This window comes from Tardisphaera saccharovorans, from assembly GCF_046635845.1.
GTDB lineage: Archaea > Thermoproteota > Thermoprotei_A > Marsarchaeales > UBA168 > UBA168.
On record NZ_JAQQXN010000002.1, the window covers coordinates 339,449 to 354,230 of the forward strand.

The following is a 14,782-nucleotide window of genomic DNA, read 5'->3' on the forward strand; positions in this document are numbered from 1 at the left end:
TATGTGAATTTTTGAGTTGCTATATCGAGTCCTGTATTATGCGCCTTCTCGGCAGGCTTTTAGCCGTACCACGCACTTGCTGCATGGAGGAAGCGCTTTTCGCTCATGCCGCTGACGCTCATCTGGGCTCACAAGACAGGATCTTCATGAAGGAGGGCGAGCGCACCGCGTTCAAAGAGCTCATTGATACCTGCATAAGGGAACACGCCGATTTCTTGCTCTTCAGCGGCGATCTTTTCGATAGCAATGTCCCTTCCATGAATGTTGCTAGCTTCGCGGCACAAGAACTAAAGAGGCTTCAGGAGCATAGCATTCCGGCCTATGAGATACATGGAAGCCACGACAACTCGCCCACGCACTCTTCTATGATCGAGGTACTGGAGAACGCAGGCCTGCTGATAAACGCTAGCAGGATAGTTCAAAATGGCGACTTGATAACCCTTGAGCCAATAGTTGATAGAACCGGCGTAAAGATTTACGGAATGCCAGGACTAAGAGAAGGGCGCGAAAAGGAGTTTTATGAGATCCTGGACAGGGAGAAACTAGAAAATGAACAGGGCAGGAAGGTCTTCATGTTTCATAGCGCCATAAGTGAGCTCAGGACGGGAAGATTTGCTAAGATTGAGGCAATTCCTCTTTCCTATCTTCCGCGCAACTTCTCTTATTACGCTGGTGGCCATGTACATGCTAGGTCTATCAACGATCTGCCTGGATTTGGAAAGCTGGTTTATCCTGGGCCTCTTTTCGCTGGGTGGGGCATCGAGGATATAACCGATTACTCGAGAAACGGAGGAGGGTTTTTCCTTGTCCACATGAGCGACGACGTCAAGCTCGACTTCGTTAAAGAAGAGCCGGTGAAGGTCGTTGTCATCGATAAAAGTGCTGACGGTCTTTCATCTCAGGAATACTCGAAGGAGCTCGAGCCCAGCGAAGACTACTCCGGAACCATGGTGGTCCTTAAGCTCCATGGTAAGCTGAAGTCCGGGAGGGTAGCTGATATATCCTCGGAATACCTTAGGGCTGCATACGCTAAGGCTGGAGCGAAGGACGTCATGGTAAGCAGAGGGGAGCTCAGTGGCCCCGAGCAGAAGATTGTGAGAGTGGGTACCGTGTCCCAGCTTGAGGAAACCTTGATGGCCGAAAACGTGAAACCTCCATATAAGCCGGAGCTTGCAAGGACCCTGCTTGAGGTCCTCTCGCGGGAGAAGTTGGAAGGGGAGACGGATTCTGATTACGAGGAAAGGCTCGTGGGCGAGGCCGAGCGCATAATCGAGGACTTCCTTTCGGAGAAAAAGGGGAAAAAGAAGTGATAATCGAATCGCTTGAGATGGAGAACATAAGAAGCCACCGCTCGACCAGCGTTCGCTTTGAGGAAGGGGTAACGCTCATAGAGGGAGACGTGGGCAGCGGAAAGAGCTCCATGCTTAAGGCGATACAGTTTGCGCTCTTCGGGAGCGGGGATCCTAGTAGCCTTCTCAGCTATGGCAAAGACGAGGGAAAAGTAACGCTTAGTTTCCGCGTGGCTGGCAGGCGCTACGTGGTTACTAGATCACTCCGCAGGGTTGGGGACAAGGTGCGCACCACCAAGGGATATTGGCAGGACGATACGAGTGTAGTCCCCATGTCAGCCTCTCAGTTAAACGAGAAGGTCATGGAAGTGCTCGGAATAAAGGGATCTGAGAGGGCAAGAAGGTTGCCCATTTGGGAGTATGCCTTCTATACTCCTCAGGAGAGGCTTAAGGCGATACTCTCTGACAGGGATATTAGGTCTAACGCCATAAGCGCTGCCTTCAATACTCAGAAGTACAAGAGGGCGGCTGCCAACGCGCAAAGGCTTACCGCTTATCTCTCAAATGAAGTGCTCAAGTATGAGAGCTATTCATCTGATCTAGAGGCGAAAGAACGGGAGCTGAAGGGGTTACAGGAGCAAGCCGCTGATATTGAACATGAACTGAAAAAAGCTGAGGCGGAGCTGGAGGCCGCCCGCGCGGATAGGGATAGGGCGAAAGCCGATCACGATTTAGCGGACAAGGCTTTCAATCAAGCCGCGCTTGCGGCCTCGGAGCTTCAGCACAAGGTTGACGTCGTTGGTTCTGAGGTGAGGAGCGATGCGGCGACAATACAAGAGATTGGGCATCGCATAGAGGAGAACAAAACAAAGCTTGCCCGGATCGTTTCAGAGCTATCTAAACCGATGCCGGGTTTTAGGCCTTCATCGGAAGTAAGGAAAGAAATGGATGAACTCCAAGGGCAGGTATATGGCGAACAGCTTAAGATCACACAGATGAAGGGGCGCTTAGAGGATTACAAAAAGGCGCTTCGGCAGCTTCCCGAAAATCCCCCCCGTCCGAGTCGCTCGTTACAAGATATCGAACGTGACATTGATGTATTGCAGGATCAGCTTAATGAGCTGAAAAGTGCCGACATGGAGTTAAGGCGGTTTGACCAGAGTTATGACGAGATGGCGCAGGAGGGAAGATGTCCTTGTTGCGGTAGGGAAATCGACCGGGATTTGGCCATTAAGCTGAAGGAGGACGCCAGCCGCAAGCGCGACGAGATAAAGAGGCAGCTTCTGCAGCTGAATGAGAGGATAATCGGGTTGAGAACAGAGCGCGATGCCGTGGCTGATCTGCAACGCGAGCTTGACCTATACGAAAGTCAGAAGAACAGAGTCAAGGAGCTGGAACAGGAGCTTGTAAAAATGCTCAGCGATGAGGGCTTGCAAGAACAAGGGGACATCGCAGCAGCGGTTCAAGAGGCGATCGAGGGAATAAATAAAAGGATAGAGTACATGCGTTCTCAGCTCAAGGACCTTAATGATGAGCTACTTAGGGCGATCGAATTGGAGAAGGAGTTGAGCCTGAGGCGCCGTCTTGAAAGTGAAAGGAATGAGATCGAGAGAAGCATTGAGGATGACGCTGAAAGGGTCGCAAAGCTGAAGGACGACATAAAAAAGAAGGAGGAGGAGCTAAAAGCCCTCAAGGAGCGGCTTGATGATGCCCTTTCAAAAAGGGATTTTGCATTGGAAGCCGCGGACCTTGCAAAAAAAGCTTACGAGGTGGCAGAGGAGAGGCTGGGTGAAAAGTTAAGCGCTTATCGCTCGCTTAGCGCCAAGCGGGCTGACTTAGAGGATAGGATTGTCTCGTTGAGTAGGGAGGTAGACGATAAAAGGGACGCTAGGGCGCGTGCCGCGGAGGCCAAGGAGGTTGTCGATTGGCTTAAAGGTTTGTTCATACCTCTGGTAGTCGAGATAGAGCAGGAAGTGCTGGCTAGGCTTAACCAGGAATTTCAAGAGAAGTTTTCGGCCTTCTTCTCAACTCTCATAGGTGATCCCCAGAAAAAGGTTTACATCGATGAGGAGTTCTCGCCAAAGATGGAACATGGCGGTATTGAGATGGATCTAGATGAGGGACCAAGCGGTGGTGAAAGGAGCTCTATGGCATTGGCGTACAGGCTTGCCCTTAACGAAGTGGCAAGGGAGGTCGCTGGGCTTTCAGTCGACCTGATAATCCTTGATGAGCCTACAGATGGCTTCAGCTCGGAACAATTATCAAGGTTTAGGGAGCTTATAGATGCCCTTAACGCCAGACAAGTCATAGTGGTGTCTCACGAAAAAGAGCTCGAAAGCGCGGCGGACAGGATAATCGTGACCTCGAAGGAGGGGGAAGCATCTACTGTACAGTTGTTACAATAGGTCCAGAGAACGGCTTATATCTTTTTGCGAAATAATAATGGTGTGATTTCGCGATTGGATGAGGAAATGAAAAAAGACCAATACAAGGAGGTCGAAGTGATAGAGAAGGGATGGTTGGAGCACCACGAGGGTGCGCTTCGCTATAAGCAAAGGATAACGCTTTACAAGGTATCTGACGAGGGAGACGCCATACCGTACAAAAGCTACATTGTGGAAAGACAGGTAATTTAACATCGAAGGGGTTTAGGGGAGCGAATAAACAGAACGCCACCCTTTTGAGTAGTTCGCGCTTACAGGCGCCCCAAGAAGAAGGAAACGGAGTTTTTATATGTTGAATCCGCGACCTCCTGCGCGCTTAGTTTTTTTTCATGGGCTATGGTCTTCAAAGTTATAATTAAGTTGGAGGGCACGTTTCTCCTGTCGGGCTCTGGGCCAAGCGCGGGGGCATCTGACTCCAGCATTAGGGATGTAAGGGGAAGCCTTTTAACGAGCGCCCTCTTCTGCTCGCTCCGGATTAGCGAGGGCGGTATGGAAAACATTATGCCTTTTTTGCTGGCCTCAAAGGCTGCTGACGCTCTTCCGTCGAAGGCGTGCATATCTATGGGGACGTTAGGCCTTTCGTCTAAAAGTAGCTCTATGGCCTCCCTACCAGCACCTCTGCTGTGAACTACAAGAGGCAATCTATTGGAATCGGCAAGGCGCACGCATTCCCTGAAGAACTTCTTCTGCAGCGTTATGTCCCCTCCTTCACGACCCCGGTCGAGCCCTACCTCTCCTAAGGCCACAACGCCGTTGCGTTTCAGAGTCTCTTCGATCTTAACCAGAAGATCGCGGTAGTTTCCATCGCTTACTGATTGAGGTTGTGCTCCTACAGAAAGCTTTGCACATGGGTGCCTTGAGGTTATTTCGAAAGCCCTTTCGACACCCACGTCAACTAGCGCTGATATGACGAACTTCTCTACACCCCTCGCCTTAGCATCACGTATGACATCTTCTAGGTCTGTCTCGAACGAGAAATCGTCTAGATGGCAGTGAACGTCTATCATGCGGTAAGCCTCCAATCTCGCTGCCCCTTGGATATCTCTCCTCCAGCTACGGGTGATACCCACCCTCTGACCGCGCCAGCATGAAGGGCTTCCCTTATGACGGCTTTCCCGTCTTCGGGGCGCCTGATCAGACCTATTATGGCTCCTCCCATTCCGGAACCCGAGATCTTTACTCCAAGACAGCCTGCTTCCTTCATGGCTTCCCTTATCGTTTCTACTTCTGGAGTGCTCACGTCATAGTAGTCCCTTAGAAGGGCGTGCTGATAGTCCATGATTTCGGCTATCTGAATGGGTTTGTCTCCCGAAGAGAGCTTTAGTCCAAAGGGCATCTTCGCTTCTGAAGTCGGCTTTCCTCTTAGAATTGCTATAGCTATCTCTGTGGACTGTTGCATCCTCAGGGTAAAAAGCACCCTTTTTTGCGAGATGTTGTCCAAGGAACTATATTGGGCGCTTACGGAACTCTCATCTAGTTCTTCCCACCTGACTTCATCGTACTTGTTCGGTATGGAGAGCCCGGCCTCTCTGAGCTGCTCAACGGCCCTTTGCATCTCTGCTTGTCTTATCGGATGTATTGAAGACGTGGCGTGCTTTATTCCAGAATCGATGACCACGAAGAACAGCCCCTGCCCGCTTAGTACCTCTGTACGATAGGGAGGCCGGTTCTCGATTACTGTTAGCCCTCCGAGAGCGCTTCCGTATTGGTCAAGACGCCCGCATGGTATTCCCATAATTTCTCTCTCTGCCTTATATGAGGCTTCGGCGATGTCGCGCCTGTTTAGACCAAGAGCAAAGGCTCTATTCAACAGTGAAGCGAAAGCTACTTCGAGTGCGGCACTGCTCGCCAGACCGGAAGATATGGGTACCTCTGACCTTATCTCTGCCTGTAACCCTAAAGACTGGGAGTGAAAGCGAGGAGAAAGTATGGCCTGAGTTACGGCCCTTACATAATCTCCAAACCAATTTCCTCTCTTTAGCTCAATCGGCTCGCCTACATCGGGAACCCTAAACTCGTCCTCTTGCCCTAAGGATTCGGACTTAACCCTTATGAGTCCAGGAGCGTTCTCCCGCGCGTAAATCCTTGTCCTTAGGTTAAGCGCGGCTGAGATCACGGGTAGGCCCTTGTAATCTTGATGCGTGTTAAACAGGTCAGCCCTGCCAGGGGCTGAGGCCATCCAATTCAACTTGTTCATAGAAATGCCACAAGCTATTAACTTTTCTGACTTTCTCCTGTATTATTGGAGGCTTCGTTAGTTGTGGTAGAAGATAAAATAATGATATGAGTCGACGCAAAAAGCGTTTTGTTGATGCCTCCCAAAATCCGAAAGCGCCCTGGCAGCGCGGGATCACGACCTCAACTTGGCTCAGCTCGGCCCGTGCCTTAACGAAACGCGCGGCCGCGCTGCGCAAGCATGAAAATATGAAGGCGCGTCGCGCTGCCCGAATCCTTAAGCCCTGCCCGCAAGGATTAGGTAGTTTACTTATAAGCAGCGCAGCTCTAAGATAACCTTTTATGCGCTGGACCACTTAACACCGATCAGTAATGGCAGACAAGAAGGAGGCTCTTCTCCTTTGGTTTGATGAGCTAGGCAGAGAAGACGTAAGCATAGTAGGAGGCAAGTCAGCTAACTTGGGAGAGATGACAAGGGAACTTCAAAAGGCGGGCGTGCCAGTTCCCTATGGCTTCTCGACCACGGCTAAGGCTTACCGTTATTTCCTAGAATACAATCATCTGAATGAGAAAATAGATCAGGTTATGGCGGAGCTTAAGGATCCTAATGACACCGATACATTACAGAAGGTCGGTGCTACCATAAGGAGCCTTATAGTAAATGCGCAGCTTCCGCCTGACTTGGCCTCTCAAGTCACTGAGGCTTACAAGAAGCTCAGCCAGATGAGTGGGGCTGATGAGGCTTATGTGGCGGTGAGGTCTTCCGCAACGGCAGAGGACCTCCCGGATGCTAGCTTTGCTGGCCAGCAGGAAACTTACCTTAACGTCAAGGGAGAGCAGGAAGTCCTCCAGAAGCTTAAGGAGTGCTACGCAAGCCTCTTCACCGATCGTGCCATATTCTACAGAGCTCAGAAGGGCTTCTCCCAGAGTGCCGTTTCGTTGGCGGCTGCGATACAGCTGATGGTATTCTCTAAGGCCTCTGGCGTCATGTTCACGCTTGATGTGAGCAATGGGGATACCTCCGTCGTGCTTATCGAGGCCTCTTATGGTCTTGGAGAGTACGTAGTTCAGGGAACCGTAACTCCTGATGAGTATTACGTGAGGAAGACCGACCTCGAGATAATCAAGAAGAACATAAACAAGAAGACAAAGCAACTCGTGAGATTGCCGAACGGTGGAACCGTGGAGCAGGAGGTTCCAGCGGAGCTTCAGGACAAACCGGCGCTTACAGACGATCAAATAAAGACTCTGGCCTCTTATGGCATTGCAATTGAGAAGCACTACGGCAGACCTATGGACACGGAGTGGGCGCTTGACGAGAGAACCAACAAGCTCTTCATAGTTCAAGCTAGGCCTGAGACCGTTTGGTCGGCCAAGGGAGCTGCCAAAGAGCAGGCTGCCGCCGAGCAGAAGGTCTCTGCGACCGCGGAGAGGAAGGTCCTGGTGAGCGGGCTTCCGGCTTCGCCCGGCTTGGCCGCAGGAAAGGCGCACGTCATACTTGACGTTAAGCACATCGACGAGTTCCAGGATGGAGAGATTCTCGTCACCGAGATGACCGCTCCTGACTGGGTTCCTGCCATGAAGAAGGCAAAGGCCATAGTAACCAACAGCGGTGGGATGACCTGCCACGCCGCCATAGTGTCGAGGGAGCTCGGCATACCCTGCATAGTGGGCACGGCGAGCAGGGGAGCCGCAGCGACTGAGGCTCTAAAAACGGGTCAAGATATAACCGTTGACGCTACCAACGGCGTTGTGTATGAGGGAATCCTTGAAGAGGCAACAAAGCAGGCTCCAGCCGCGACGGCTGCCGAAGGAGGAGCAGTTGTGACAGCAGTTGAGAGCTATCCCATAACCGGTACTAAGATCTACGTCAACCTCGGGGAGCCTGACCTTGCAGACAAGGTCTCCAAGCTTCCAGCTGATGGCGTTGGTCTCATGAGGGAGGAGTTCATATGGGCATCTTATATTGGCGAGCACCCGCTTTACCTCATAAAGGTGGGGCATCCCGAGAAGGTCGTGAATGGGCTTGCGGAGGGCTTCAGGAAGGTTGCTCAGGCCTTCAACCCCAGGCCGGTCGTGCTGAGGTTCTCGGACTTCAAGACTTCCGAGTACAGGGACCTCAAGGGGGGAGAAGAGTTCGAGCCTCAGGAACCTTCCCCGTTGCTCGGTTGGAGAGGAGCCAGCAGATACTATGATCCCAAGTACATAGAGGGCTTCAAACTTGAAGTCCAGGCAGTGAAGAAAGTGAGGGAGGAATACGGGCTTAAGAACCTCTGGGTTATGATACCTTTCACCAGAACTGTGGACGAGCTCAGAAAGGTCGTTGAAATCATGGACGAGCAAGGGCTGAGACGTGGGCCCGACTTTAAGGTATGGCTCATGGCGGAGATCCCAAGCAATATCATACTGGCGGACAAGTTCGCTCAGTACGTAGATGGTTTCAGCGTTGGCTCTAACGACCTCACCATGCTTATATTGGGAACTGACAGGGACAACGGAACCGTTGGGCACATATTCGATGAAAGGAACTTGGCTGTCCTTAGAGCTGTGAAGCAGCTAATAAAGGTGGCTCACCACTATGGCAAGACGGTCAGCGTTTGCGGGCAAGCCCCGAGCGTATATCCGGAGTTCACTAAGTTCCTAGTCGAGCAGGGTATCGATAGCGTCTCAGTTAACCCAGACGCCGTTATATCTACTAGGAAGAACGTGGCCGCCTACGAGCAGAGGATACTGCTGGACGGGATAACGAAGAAGGGCATGGTTGAAGACCCCGACCTCAGGTGGGATCCTTTCCCTGAGTGAGGGGCAGCATAAGCTTAAGTAAGATTTTTTTATTATACATGATTAAAGACGAAGGCAAGAGCGCTTTCAATAATGCTTCTAGTGGCGCTCGCCGTGAGCTCACAAGCAGCGGCAGCGCTTTCAACTACCAATGCTGCATCTATCTTTAAAGTTAAGAATAGCATAAACATAAATTTCGCGAGCGTGAAGTTAAACTACGGCGATTACGTGGCGATGTTCCTCACTCCTCCTGTTTACGACTTGCAGGCAACTGTGATGCCTTATAACCTAAGCGAAACTTATGACCTTCACCTAATATCGAACTACACGCAGCTCAATAGTGCGGGAAGCAGCCTGGTCGTCATGATTCCGAGCGGCCCAGGCACCTATAATTTGTCTGTTACATTCATATCTAAAGCTCCCTTCGTCCTTCAGTACGGTATAGTCACTCAGAACTACACGGCCTATCCGCACCTGGCTGGCGAACCCGTGGTGCTCGCCACCGGTGTTTGGTTCCTTCCCATAGTTACCGAGAGTTATCAAAGCAATTACACGGCTTACACGTTCACAACTAGCGTTACAGAGCTGTCAGATGCCAAGCCTGTGCCCTCTGTGTTTTCGTTTAAGTTTCCCTCGGTTGTATCGCTGACCATATTTCTGGTCATATCTGCTTTACTTATTTACGTTGATGCTTTTGTCGTAAGCGACACCTACTGGAAAGAGAAGTCGCAGGAGGCGAGCAGAAAGAGGTGGATAGGGGTTATATTGCTTGTGGCGTTCACGTTACTGATAATTTACTGGAGCATGGGTTTGCTCGGGGTGAAGTTCACGTGACATGGGTGATCTTAGGTGAGCACCGAAGATTACGATGATGAACAGGAATTTGAGAACCTCTGGTGGTACAAGAGGAAATGGGCAAGAACGATCTTTGCCCCAATGCTTTATATGACTTCATGGCAGTACAGGTTCTACAGGTTCCTGCAGAAGAGCCCCGAGGAAAGGAAGAAAATGGTGGAAGCCAGGGCTAAAAAGATAAGAAAGAGGCCAGACTTTCCCACGGTTAGGGGCGAAGACGTCATAGGGAGAGAATCGGAGCTAGCCAAGGTCATGGTAGGGGTTCACTATCACGTGTTCAGGAGCAAGGAGCTGAGGAAGGCCTCTCCCATACCTCCTCCTAAGATATTCATTATAAAGGGCGAGAGCGGCTCCGGCAAGAGCTACTTCTGTGAGGCCGTTCAGAGAGAGGCTTTTGAAGAGGGACTCAAAGAGGGTCTTATCATAAATTACCCAACGCTGAGGCCACAGGAGGTTTACAGCATGTGGTATGGGAGCAGCGCTCAGAGGTTAAGTCAGTTCTTTGACGCCGCTTTCCTGCAGGCAAGCGTCGTGTTTATAGATGAGTTTCAGGCATTTGGTAAGAAGTTCCAATCCTCCTCAGAAGTTGGCATGGAGGAGACCAGGGTTCAGACGGTGCTTCTGGAGAAGTTCGACGAGCTCCAGAAGAGAAACTACAGGACGGTCGTCTTGATAGCTACCAATGAGTATGAAAGCCTTACGGAGACGCTGAGGAGAAGGGGAATAGTCGGCGTGATAGATCTCGACACGTCTATGAGTAAGGACGTGCTGACGAAGATAGCTAGCAGGGAGTGCGAGCGCTATGGCATATCGATATCTCCGGCGGCCATAATAAATGCCCTAGAGGAATCGCTAAGGGCCCTGGGGGTTAGTACCATAACTCCGGCTGATGTCGTCAATGCCTTTCAGGTGGTCGTCAACTCCAAGTCGGCACCAATTCAGGAGGGCTTCCTGCAGAAGCTTAAAGGAGATGGGCCTAAGGAGCTTCCCTCTCTTTCCTCGCTTATAACTCTTGAGGACTTTAGGGCAGCCGCGAGGAAGATAAAGTCCTATACCGCTGGCGAGAAGACCGAAGCGGCCAAGAAGGCCGTCATTAAGGTCAGGCCTAAGGAAAGGTACAAGGACGTGGGCGGCCTTCACGGGGTGAAAGACGAGATAATGAAGGAGATAGGGCTGGCCCTTAACCCGGACCTAGCACTCAAGGCTAACTACATACCTCCAAAGGGCTACCTCTTCTATGGGCCGCCAGGCACCGGTAAGACCCTCATGGCGAAAGCGCTGGCCGGTGAAAATGACGTTTGGTTCTACAACATAAGCGGTCCATCTATTATTCAGGGGATGTATGGGGATCCCGAGAAGACCATAAGGGATATATTCGATGACGCCAGAAAGAACGCTCCATCCATAATATTCTTTGACGAGATGGACTCGGTAGCTCCGAAGAGAGGTACACATGACCCGGTGATGGACAGAATAGTTTCGCAATTGCTAACGGAGATGGACGGATTCGTCCCCCTTACGGGCGTCGTGGTGATTGGAACTACAAATAGGATGGATGTCCTTGACCCAGCGCTTTTGGAGAGGTTCACTAAGCACTTCGAGTTCCCATATCCCAAAAACAGGGAGGAGAAGAGGGAAATAATCGAGATACATCTTAGGGAGTATAAGGATGCGCTGGCCCCCGGCCTGACGGTGGACCAGATACTTGACGTCTTTGACAAGAAGACGCTTTCGCCCAGGAAGATCGAGGATACAATTAATGACGCCAACAGGCTGCGGGCCAAGGAGTTGGAGGCTATAAGTGAATTAGTAGCTGCTGCAAAGAGGGGTGATGAGGAAGCGCTCAATAACGTGAAGAACATATTCGGCCCCGATTTAAAACGCGCTTCAGAGCTGCTTGGCTTTGAGGTAAGCGAAAGGGAAATAAGCAGGCTTGAATCCATAACGCCATCGAGCTACCCGCTTAGGATATACCATTTTGAGAAGGCCCTTGAGAACGCGCAGGAGGAAGGAATTGAAGAGGCAAGGCAGATGATAGAGTCCACTGTAAGGGCCGAGAAGCCGGAGATCGGAAGGTCTTATGGTCTTGTGGCCTTAGGAGAAAGCGCTCAGAGCGGGCTTGTGAGCGTCATAGAGGTCCTCGTTAATCCCAACGGTAGCGGCAAGGTTTACGTGGTAGGAAGCGAAGCGGGGGAAAGCATTAGGGCGAGTGCTGAGGACGCGTTTATATACATAAATTCAATCTCTTCTTGGAAGTACAAGAGTTACGACGTCTACGTTGAGCTCGTGACCCCCGCCAAGGGTATGGAGAAACAACCCATAGGTTTTGGCGCTACGGTGCCGCCGGTTTCAGGCCCCTCGGCGGGCTTAGCCATAGGCATAGCTATGGTTTCAGCGCTGATAAATGTCCCAGTGGATCCAAGCGTTGTGATAACCGGAGCGGTGACCGCAAAGGGAGAGGTCTGGCCCGTTGGTGGGCTTGACTATAGGGGGAGTGGAAAAATTGAGGCAGCCCTTCAGGATAAGTATGCCAAAAAACTCATAATACCTGAGTACAACTATGAGCACTTTGGAGACGTCGGCATACAGGAAGTACTTGAGAAAAGGAAGATCAAGGTGATCCCAGTGAGGACGCTTCTGGAGGGGGTTAAGCAGGCCCTTGTGGGAGAACCAGATGAAGAAAATATATTATCGGCTTTGGGCGGAGAATTGGTGGAAAAAGCATGAAGGCTGCAGCGACCATAAGGGTATATGGGGTCGTGCAAGGGGTAGGTTTTCGCTTTTTTGCGCAAAGGGTGGCATCGACCCTTTCTTTGATGGGTTTTGCCAGAAATGAAGAAGACGGATCCGTTACAATATTTGTCGAAGGGGAGCGTGAAGACATAGCCAAGTTCGTTGATGAGGTCAATAGAGGGCCTAGGCTGGCACGCGTATCCAGGGTCGACGTTTCGTGGAAGCCATATGCAGGGGCCTACCACGACTTCTCCATAGAACGATTTCGTCATTACGATTTCGATTTTTGGTGCATGTAATTCCTTTGGAGTACACGCTTAGAAGATCTTTCTGATCCCTCTGAAAATGAAAATGGTGCTTTTTCGTTCTGTTTATAGGTATAAGTGCATGCTTTAATCGTCGAATTGCCTCAATTAGCGTCCACATATTTGCTCATTTTTTCGCTTGGAGAAGGGCTTCAAGTTGTTACAAGGGGAAAAAAGGTGTTTAAATTGGATCCGGGCAGTTACGTTTACGTTGGTTCTGCACGCGGAAGGATTAAAAGCAGGATAATTAGGCACTTCTCGCCTCATAAAACCCCATTTTGGAACATTGATTACCTAACAATTAAGATCAGCCCTGCGATCTCCTTGGCGTTATCTCCCGAATATACAGAGGGATATACCGCGACGCTGTTATCTAGGGTGTTTCACGGGGTGAAGGGTTTCGGCGCGGCCGACGATCCATTGAATAACACGCACCTATTTCACTGCGACTGCGATTTGAAAACGCTTTTCGATAAGCTGCAGGAGGCCCTAGCGGTTTAGGGCTTCGAGTAGCCTATTTATGTGTCTCTCTAATTTTTTTAACCTCTCCAGCTCGCGCTTAAGCGCATCTGGCCCAGTCAAGCAGTCGCGTAAAAAAATTGAGAAAAGATCGTCTTCTAGCTCTTCTTGATTTAGTTCCCTTAAGAACGCGAAACTATCGGAGATGGAGTAGTAACGCCTGGCAGGTCCGTTTGGGCTTTGTTCCGTCCATGACGTTACCATCCCTAGTTCTTCGAGCACCCTCAAGTGCCTTACGACTGCCTGTTCTCTAATTCCCAGCTCCCTTACGATCTGCGTTTGGTACATGGAATGCTGTAGCAGCATTTCAATTATTTTGCGCCTTGTGCGATTGTTGAAGGCTTCCATGACGTTTTCTTTGCTCACTTTTGCAGTTTATGTTCACTGTATCTTTATTTCGTTACCGCTCTTTTGAAGCGGCTGCTTAGGCTTGAGGGTTACCTCAAGCACGCCGTTATTGTAAGTGGCGGAGGCGCTTGAAACGTCAACCTCGCGGTCAAGTGGTATATCCGCTTCATACTCTTTGTGTTCTCCCTTTGCGGTTACGTGGAGTTCTGCATCATCTGCATACAGGTGTATTTGGTCCTTGGAAACCCCTGGCATCTCGATGTATACCTTTATTTGGTTATTCTTCTGGTCTTCCATTATGTCGTAGTAAGGCTCTATGGCCTTGGTTTCAAGTAGGCCTCTTCTGCTTGGCTTTACGTTACCCCATTGCTTGAAGACTGGCTTGCCATCGGGACCGACGCTGACCGAGAAGCCGTATATGTAAGGGCCGAACGTGTAGTCCTCTCTCCTGATCCGCCCTTTGGCGTCATTAAAGATGCTATCGATAATTTCGTCGGTTTCCTCGGAGATCCTTTCGAACTCGTCCATCAATTCGTCAAACCAATCCTTATCCCTTCTCCTCTCGGACATTTCCGGTCTATCACTATATGTGATATAGACTTATAAGCATTTCGGTGCCTGAATGCCTTTAAGCCCGCATAAGTTTTGCGTAGAATTGTTCCGAATTGGGCTTAGCTGTTAAAAGTTTTTATGGCACCATAACATTTACAATATGTGGAAATTTGTCTCGTCCAAGTTCTCGGGTAGAGAGGAGAAGATGGCTGTTGCTAAGCTTCTGATTCAATATGGGTTAAGCGTCAAGAACGGAAGGGTGTATTGTGGAGAGATAGAGATTCCCGTGGCGAAGATAGCCGCTGTAGCACACGTTGACAGAAGGACCGTGTCGTCTACCGTTAAGATGATAGAAAGCGACCCAGTTCTTGGGAAGATCTTCTCTCAGCTGGAGCCAAGCGGAAGCAGCTTAAAGAAGGTGGCCAAGAACCTAGGGTGGAGCGTGGTTGAGATTACGCCTTCAGATGCCACAAAACCCGGAATACTTGCAGGAGTCGCTTCGATAATTGCTTCCCGTAACCTTAGCATAAGGCAGGCGATCGTCGACGACGTTGACCTCAACCCGGATCCCAAGCTTACCATAGTTGTGGAAGGCCAAATACCGCCTGACCTCATTTACGAGATAAAGAAGGTGAACGGAGTAAGCAGTTTAAGCCTGATCTAGGTCACCAGCGCTTCAAGCTTTTTCAAGCGAATCAAGCTGTAAAAGCGGTTTTTTATATCGCGTTTACTTAACTCAGTGGGAGCTCAAGGGGTGACGTAAGTCTCCATCCGCTTCGTG

Annotated in this window: 13 protein-coding genes; 9 read left to right on the forward strand and 4 right to left on the reverse strand. The window is 50.4% G+C overall.

Annotated features, from left to right (window positions below; all coding sequences use genetic code 11):
- Window positions 1-83: 83 nt before the first annotated feature.
- From PRZ02_RS05225 to PRZ02_RS05235, 3 genes are read left to right on the forward strand one after another with little or no spacing between them, the layout of a single operon-like run.
- Window positions 84-1,310: a metallophosphoesterase family protein gene (locus tag PRZ02_RS05225; RefSeq protein ID WP_449464774.1), complete on the forward strand. Its 1,227-nt coding sequence runs from the start codon at window positions 84-86 to the stop codon at window positions 1,308-1,310.
- Window positions 1,307-3,694, forward strand: coding sequence for an AAA family ATPase (locus PRZ02_RS05230; protein WP_449464775.1), 2,388 nt, complete (start codon window positions 1,307-1,309; stop codon window positions 3,692-3,694). Before PRZ02_RS05225 ends, PRZ02_RS05230 begins: the two co-directional genes overlap by 4 nt.
- Window positions 3,695-3,736: 42 nt before the next feature.
- A complete protein-coding gene (locus tag PRZ02_RS05235; protein ID WP_449464776.1) occupies window positions 3,737-3,925 on the forward strand; it encodes a hypothetical protein in 189 nt (62 codons plus the stop codon).
- A 59-nt stretch (window positions 3,926-3,984) separates the two neighbouring features.
- On the opposite strand, the gene PRZ02_RS05240 is transcribed toward PRZ02_RS05235, so the two are convergent.
- Entirely contained in the window at window positions 3,985-4,740 is a 756-nt protein-coding gene (locus PRZ02_RS05240) for a TatD family hydrolase (protein WP_449464777.1), read from the reverse strand.
- Complete coding sequence (locus PRZ02_RS05245; RefSeq protein ID WP_449464778.1) at window positions 4,737-5,930, reverse strand: GHMP family kinase ATP-binding protein; 1,194 nt, start codon at window positions 5,928-5,930, stop codon at window positions 4,737-4,739. Before PRZ02_RS05245 ends, PRZ02_RS05240 begins: the two co-directional genes overlap by 4 nt.
- A 350-nt stretch (window positions 5,931-6,280) precedes the next feature.
- On the opposite strand from PRZ02_RS05245, the gene ppsA reads away from it, so the two are divergent.
- The 5 genes from ppsA (at window position 6,281) to PRZ02_RS05270 (ending at window position 13,083) form a co-directional block, all read left to right on the forward strand.
- Window positions 6,281-8,710 (forward strand): phosphoenolpyruvate synthase, encoded by a 2,430-nt coding sequence (gene ppsA, locus PRZ02_RS05250; protein ID WP_449464779.1) that lies wholly within the window; start codon window positions 6,281-6,283, stop codon window positions 8,708-8,710.
- A 93-nt stretch (window positions 8,711-8,803) separates the two neighbouring features.
- Window positions 8,804-9,523 (forward strand): hypothetical protein, encoded by a 720-nt coding sequence (locus PRZ02_RS05255; RefSeq protein ID WP_449464780.1) that lies wholly within the window; start codon window positions 8,804-8,806, stop codon window positions 9,521-9,523.
- Window positions 9,524-9,538: 15 nt separating this feature from the next.
- Window positions 9,539-12,271, forward strand: coding sequence for an AAA family ATPase (locus tag PRZ02_RS05260; protein WP_449464781.1), 2,733 nt, complete (start codon window positions 9,539-9,541; stop codon window positions 12,269-12,271).
- On the forward strand, window positions 12,268-12,576 hold the full coding sequence (locus PRZ02_RS05265; RefSeq protein ID WP_449464782.1) for an acylphosphatase: 309 nt from the start codon (window positions 12,268-12,270) through the stop codon (window positions 12,574-12,576). Before PRZ02_RS05260 ends, PRZ02_RS05265 begins: the two co-directional genes overlap by 4 nt.
- A gap of 105 nt (window positions 12,577-12,681) precedes the next feature.
- Window positions 12,682-13,083: a GIY-YIG nuclease family protein gene (locus tag PRZ02_RS05270; protein WP_449464783.1), complete on the forward strand. Its 402-nt coding sequence runs from the start codon at window positions 12,682-12,684 to the stop codon at window positions 13,081-13,083.
- Here the strand turns inward: PRZ02_RS05270 and PRZ02_RS05275 are convergent.
- Together PRZ02_RS05275 and hsp20 are read right to left on the reverse strand one after the other, a co-directional pair.
- A complete protein-coding gene (locus PRZ02_RS05275) occupies window positions 13,072-13,467 on the reverse strand; it encodes an ArsR/SmtB family transcription factor (protein WP_449464784.1) in 396 nt (131 codons plus the stop codon). The two genes, PRZ02_RS05270 and PRZ02_RS05275, sit on opposite strands and share 12 nt — an antisense overlap.
- 15 nt (window positions 13,468-13,482) lie before the next feature.
- Window positions 13,483-14,019 (reverse strand): archaeal heat shock protein Hsp20, encoded by a 537-nt coding sequence (gene hsp20, locus PRZ02_RS05280; RefSeq protein WP_449464785.1) that lies wholly within the window; start codon window positions 14,017-14,019, stop codon window positions 13,483-13,485.
- A 142-nt stretch (window positions 14,020-14,161) separates the two neighbouring features.
- Here hsp20 and PRZ02_RS05285 point away from each other — a divergent pair, with 142 nt between their 5' ends.
- Complete coding sequence (locus tag PRZ02_RS05285; protein ID WP_449464786.1) at window positions 14,162-14,665, forward strand: hypothetical protein; 504 nt, start codon at window positions 14,162-14,164, stop codon at window positions 14,663-14,665.
- The last annotated feature ends 117 nt before the right edge of the window (window positions 14,666-14,782 follow it).

What these genes read in the sequence shown, in the direction of transcription:
- PRZ02_RS05285 (WP_449464786.1), top strand. Translation starts at nt 14,162, where the DNA reads ATGTGGAAATTTGTCTCGTCCAAGTTCTCGGGTAGAGAGGAGAAGATG.
- hsp20 (WP_449464785.1), bottom strand. Translation starts at nt 14,019, where the DNA reads ATGTCCGAGAGGAGAAGGGATAAGGATTGGTTTGACGAATTGATGGAC.
- PRZ02_RS05225 (WP_449464774.1), top strand. Translation starts at nt 84, where the DNA reads ATGGAGGAAGCGCTTTTCGCTCATGCCGCTGACGCTCATCTGGGCTCA.
- ppsA (WP_449464779.1), top strand. Translation starts at nt 6,281, where the DNA reads ATGGCAGACAAGAAGGAGGCTCTTCTCCTTTGGTTTGATGAGCTAGGC.
- PRZ02_RS05240 (WP_449464777.1), bottom strand. Translation starts at nt 4,740, where the DNA reads ATGATAGACGTTCACTGCCATCTAGACGATTTCTCGTTCGAGACAGAC.
- PRZ02_RS05265 (WP_449464782.1), top strand. Translation starts at nt 12,268, where the DNA reads ATGAAGGCTGCAGCGACCATAAGGGTATATGGGGTCGTGCAAGGGGTA.
- PRZ02_RS05245 (WP_449464778.1), bottom strand. Translation starts at nt 5,930, where the DNA reads ATGAACAAGTTGAATTGGATGGCCTCAGCCCCTGGCAGGGCTGACCTG.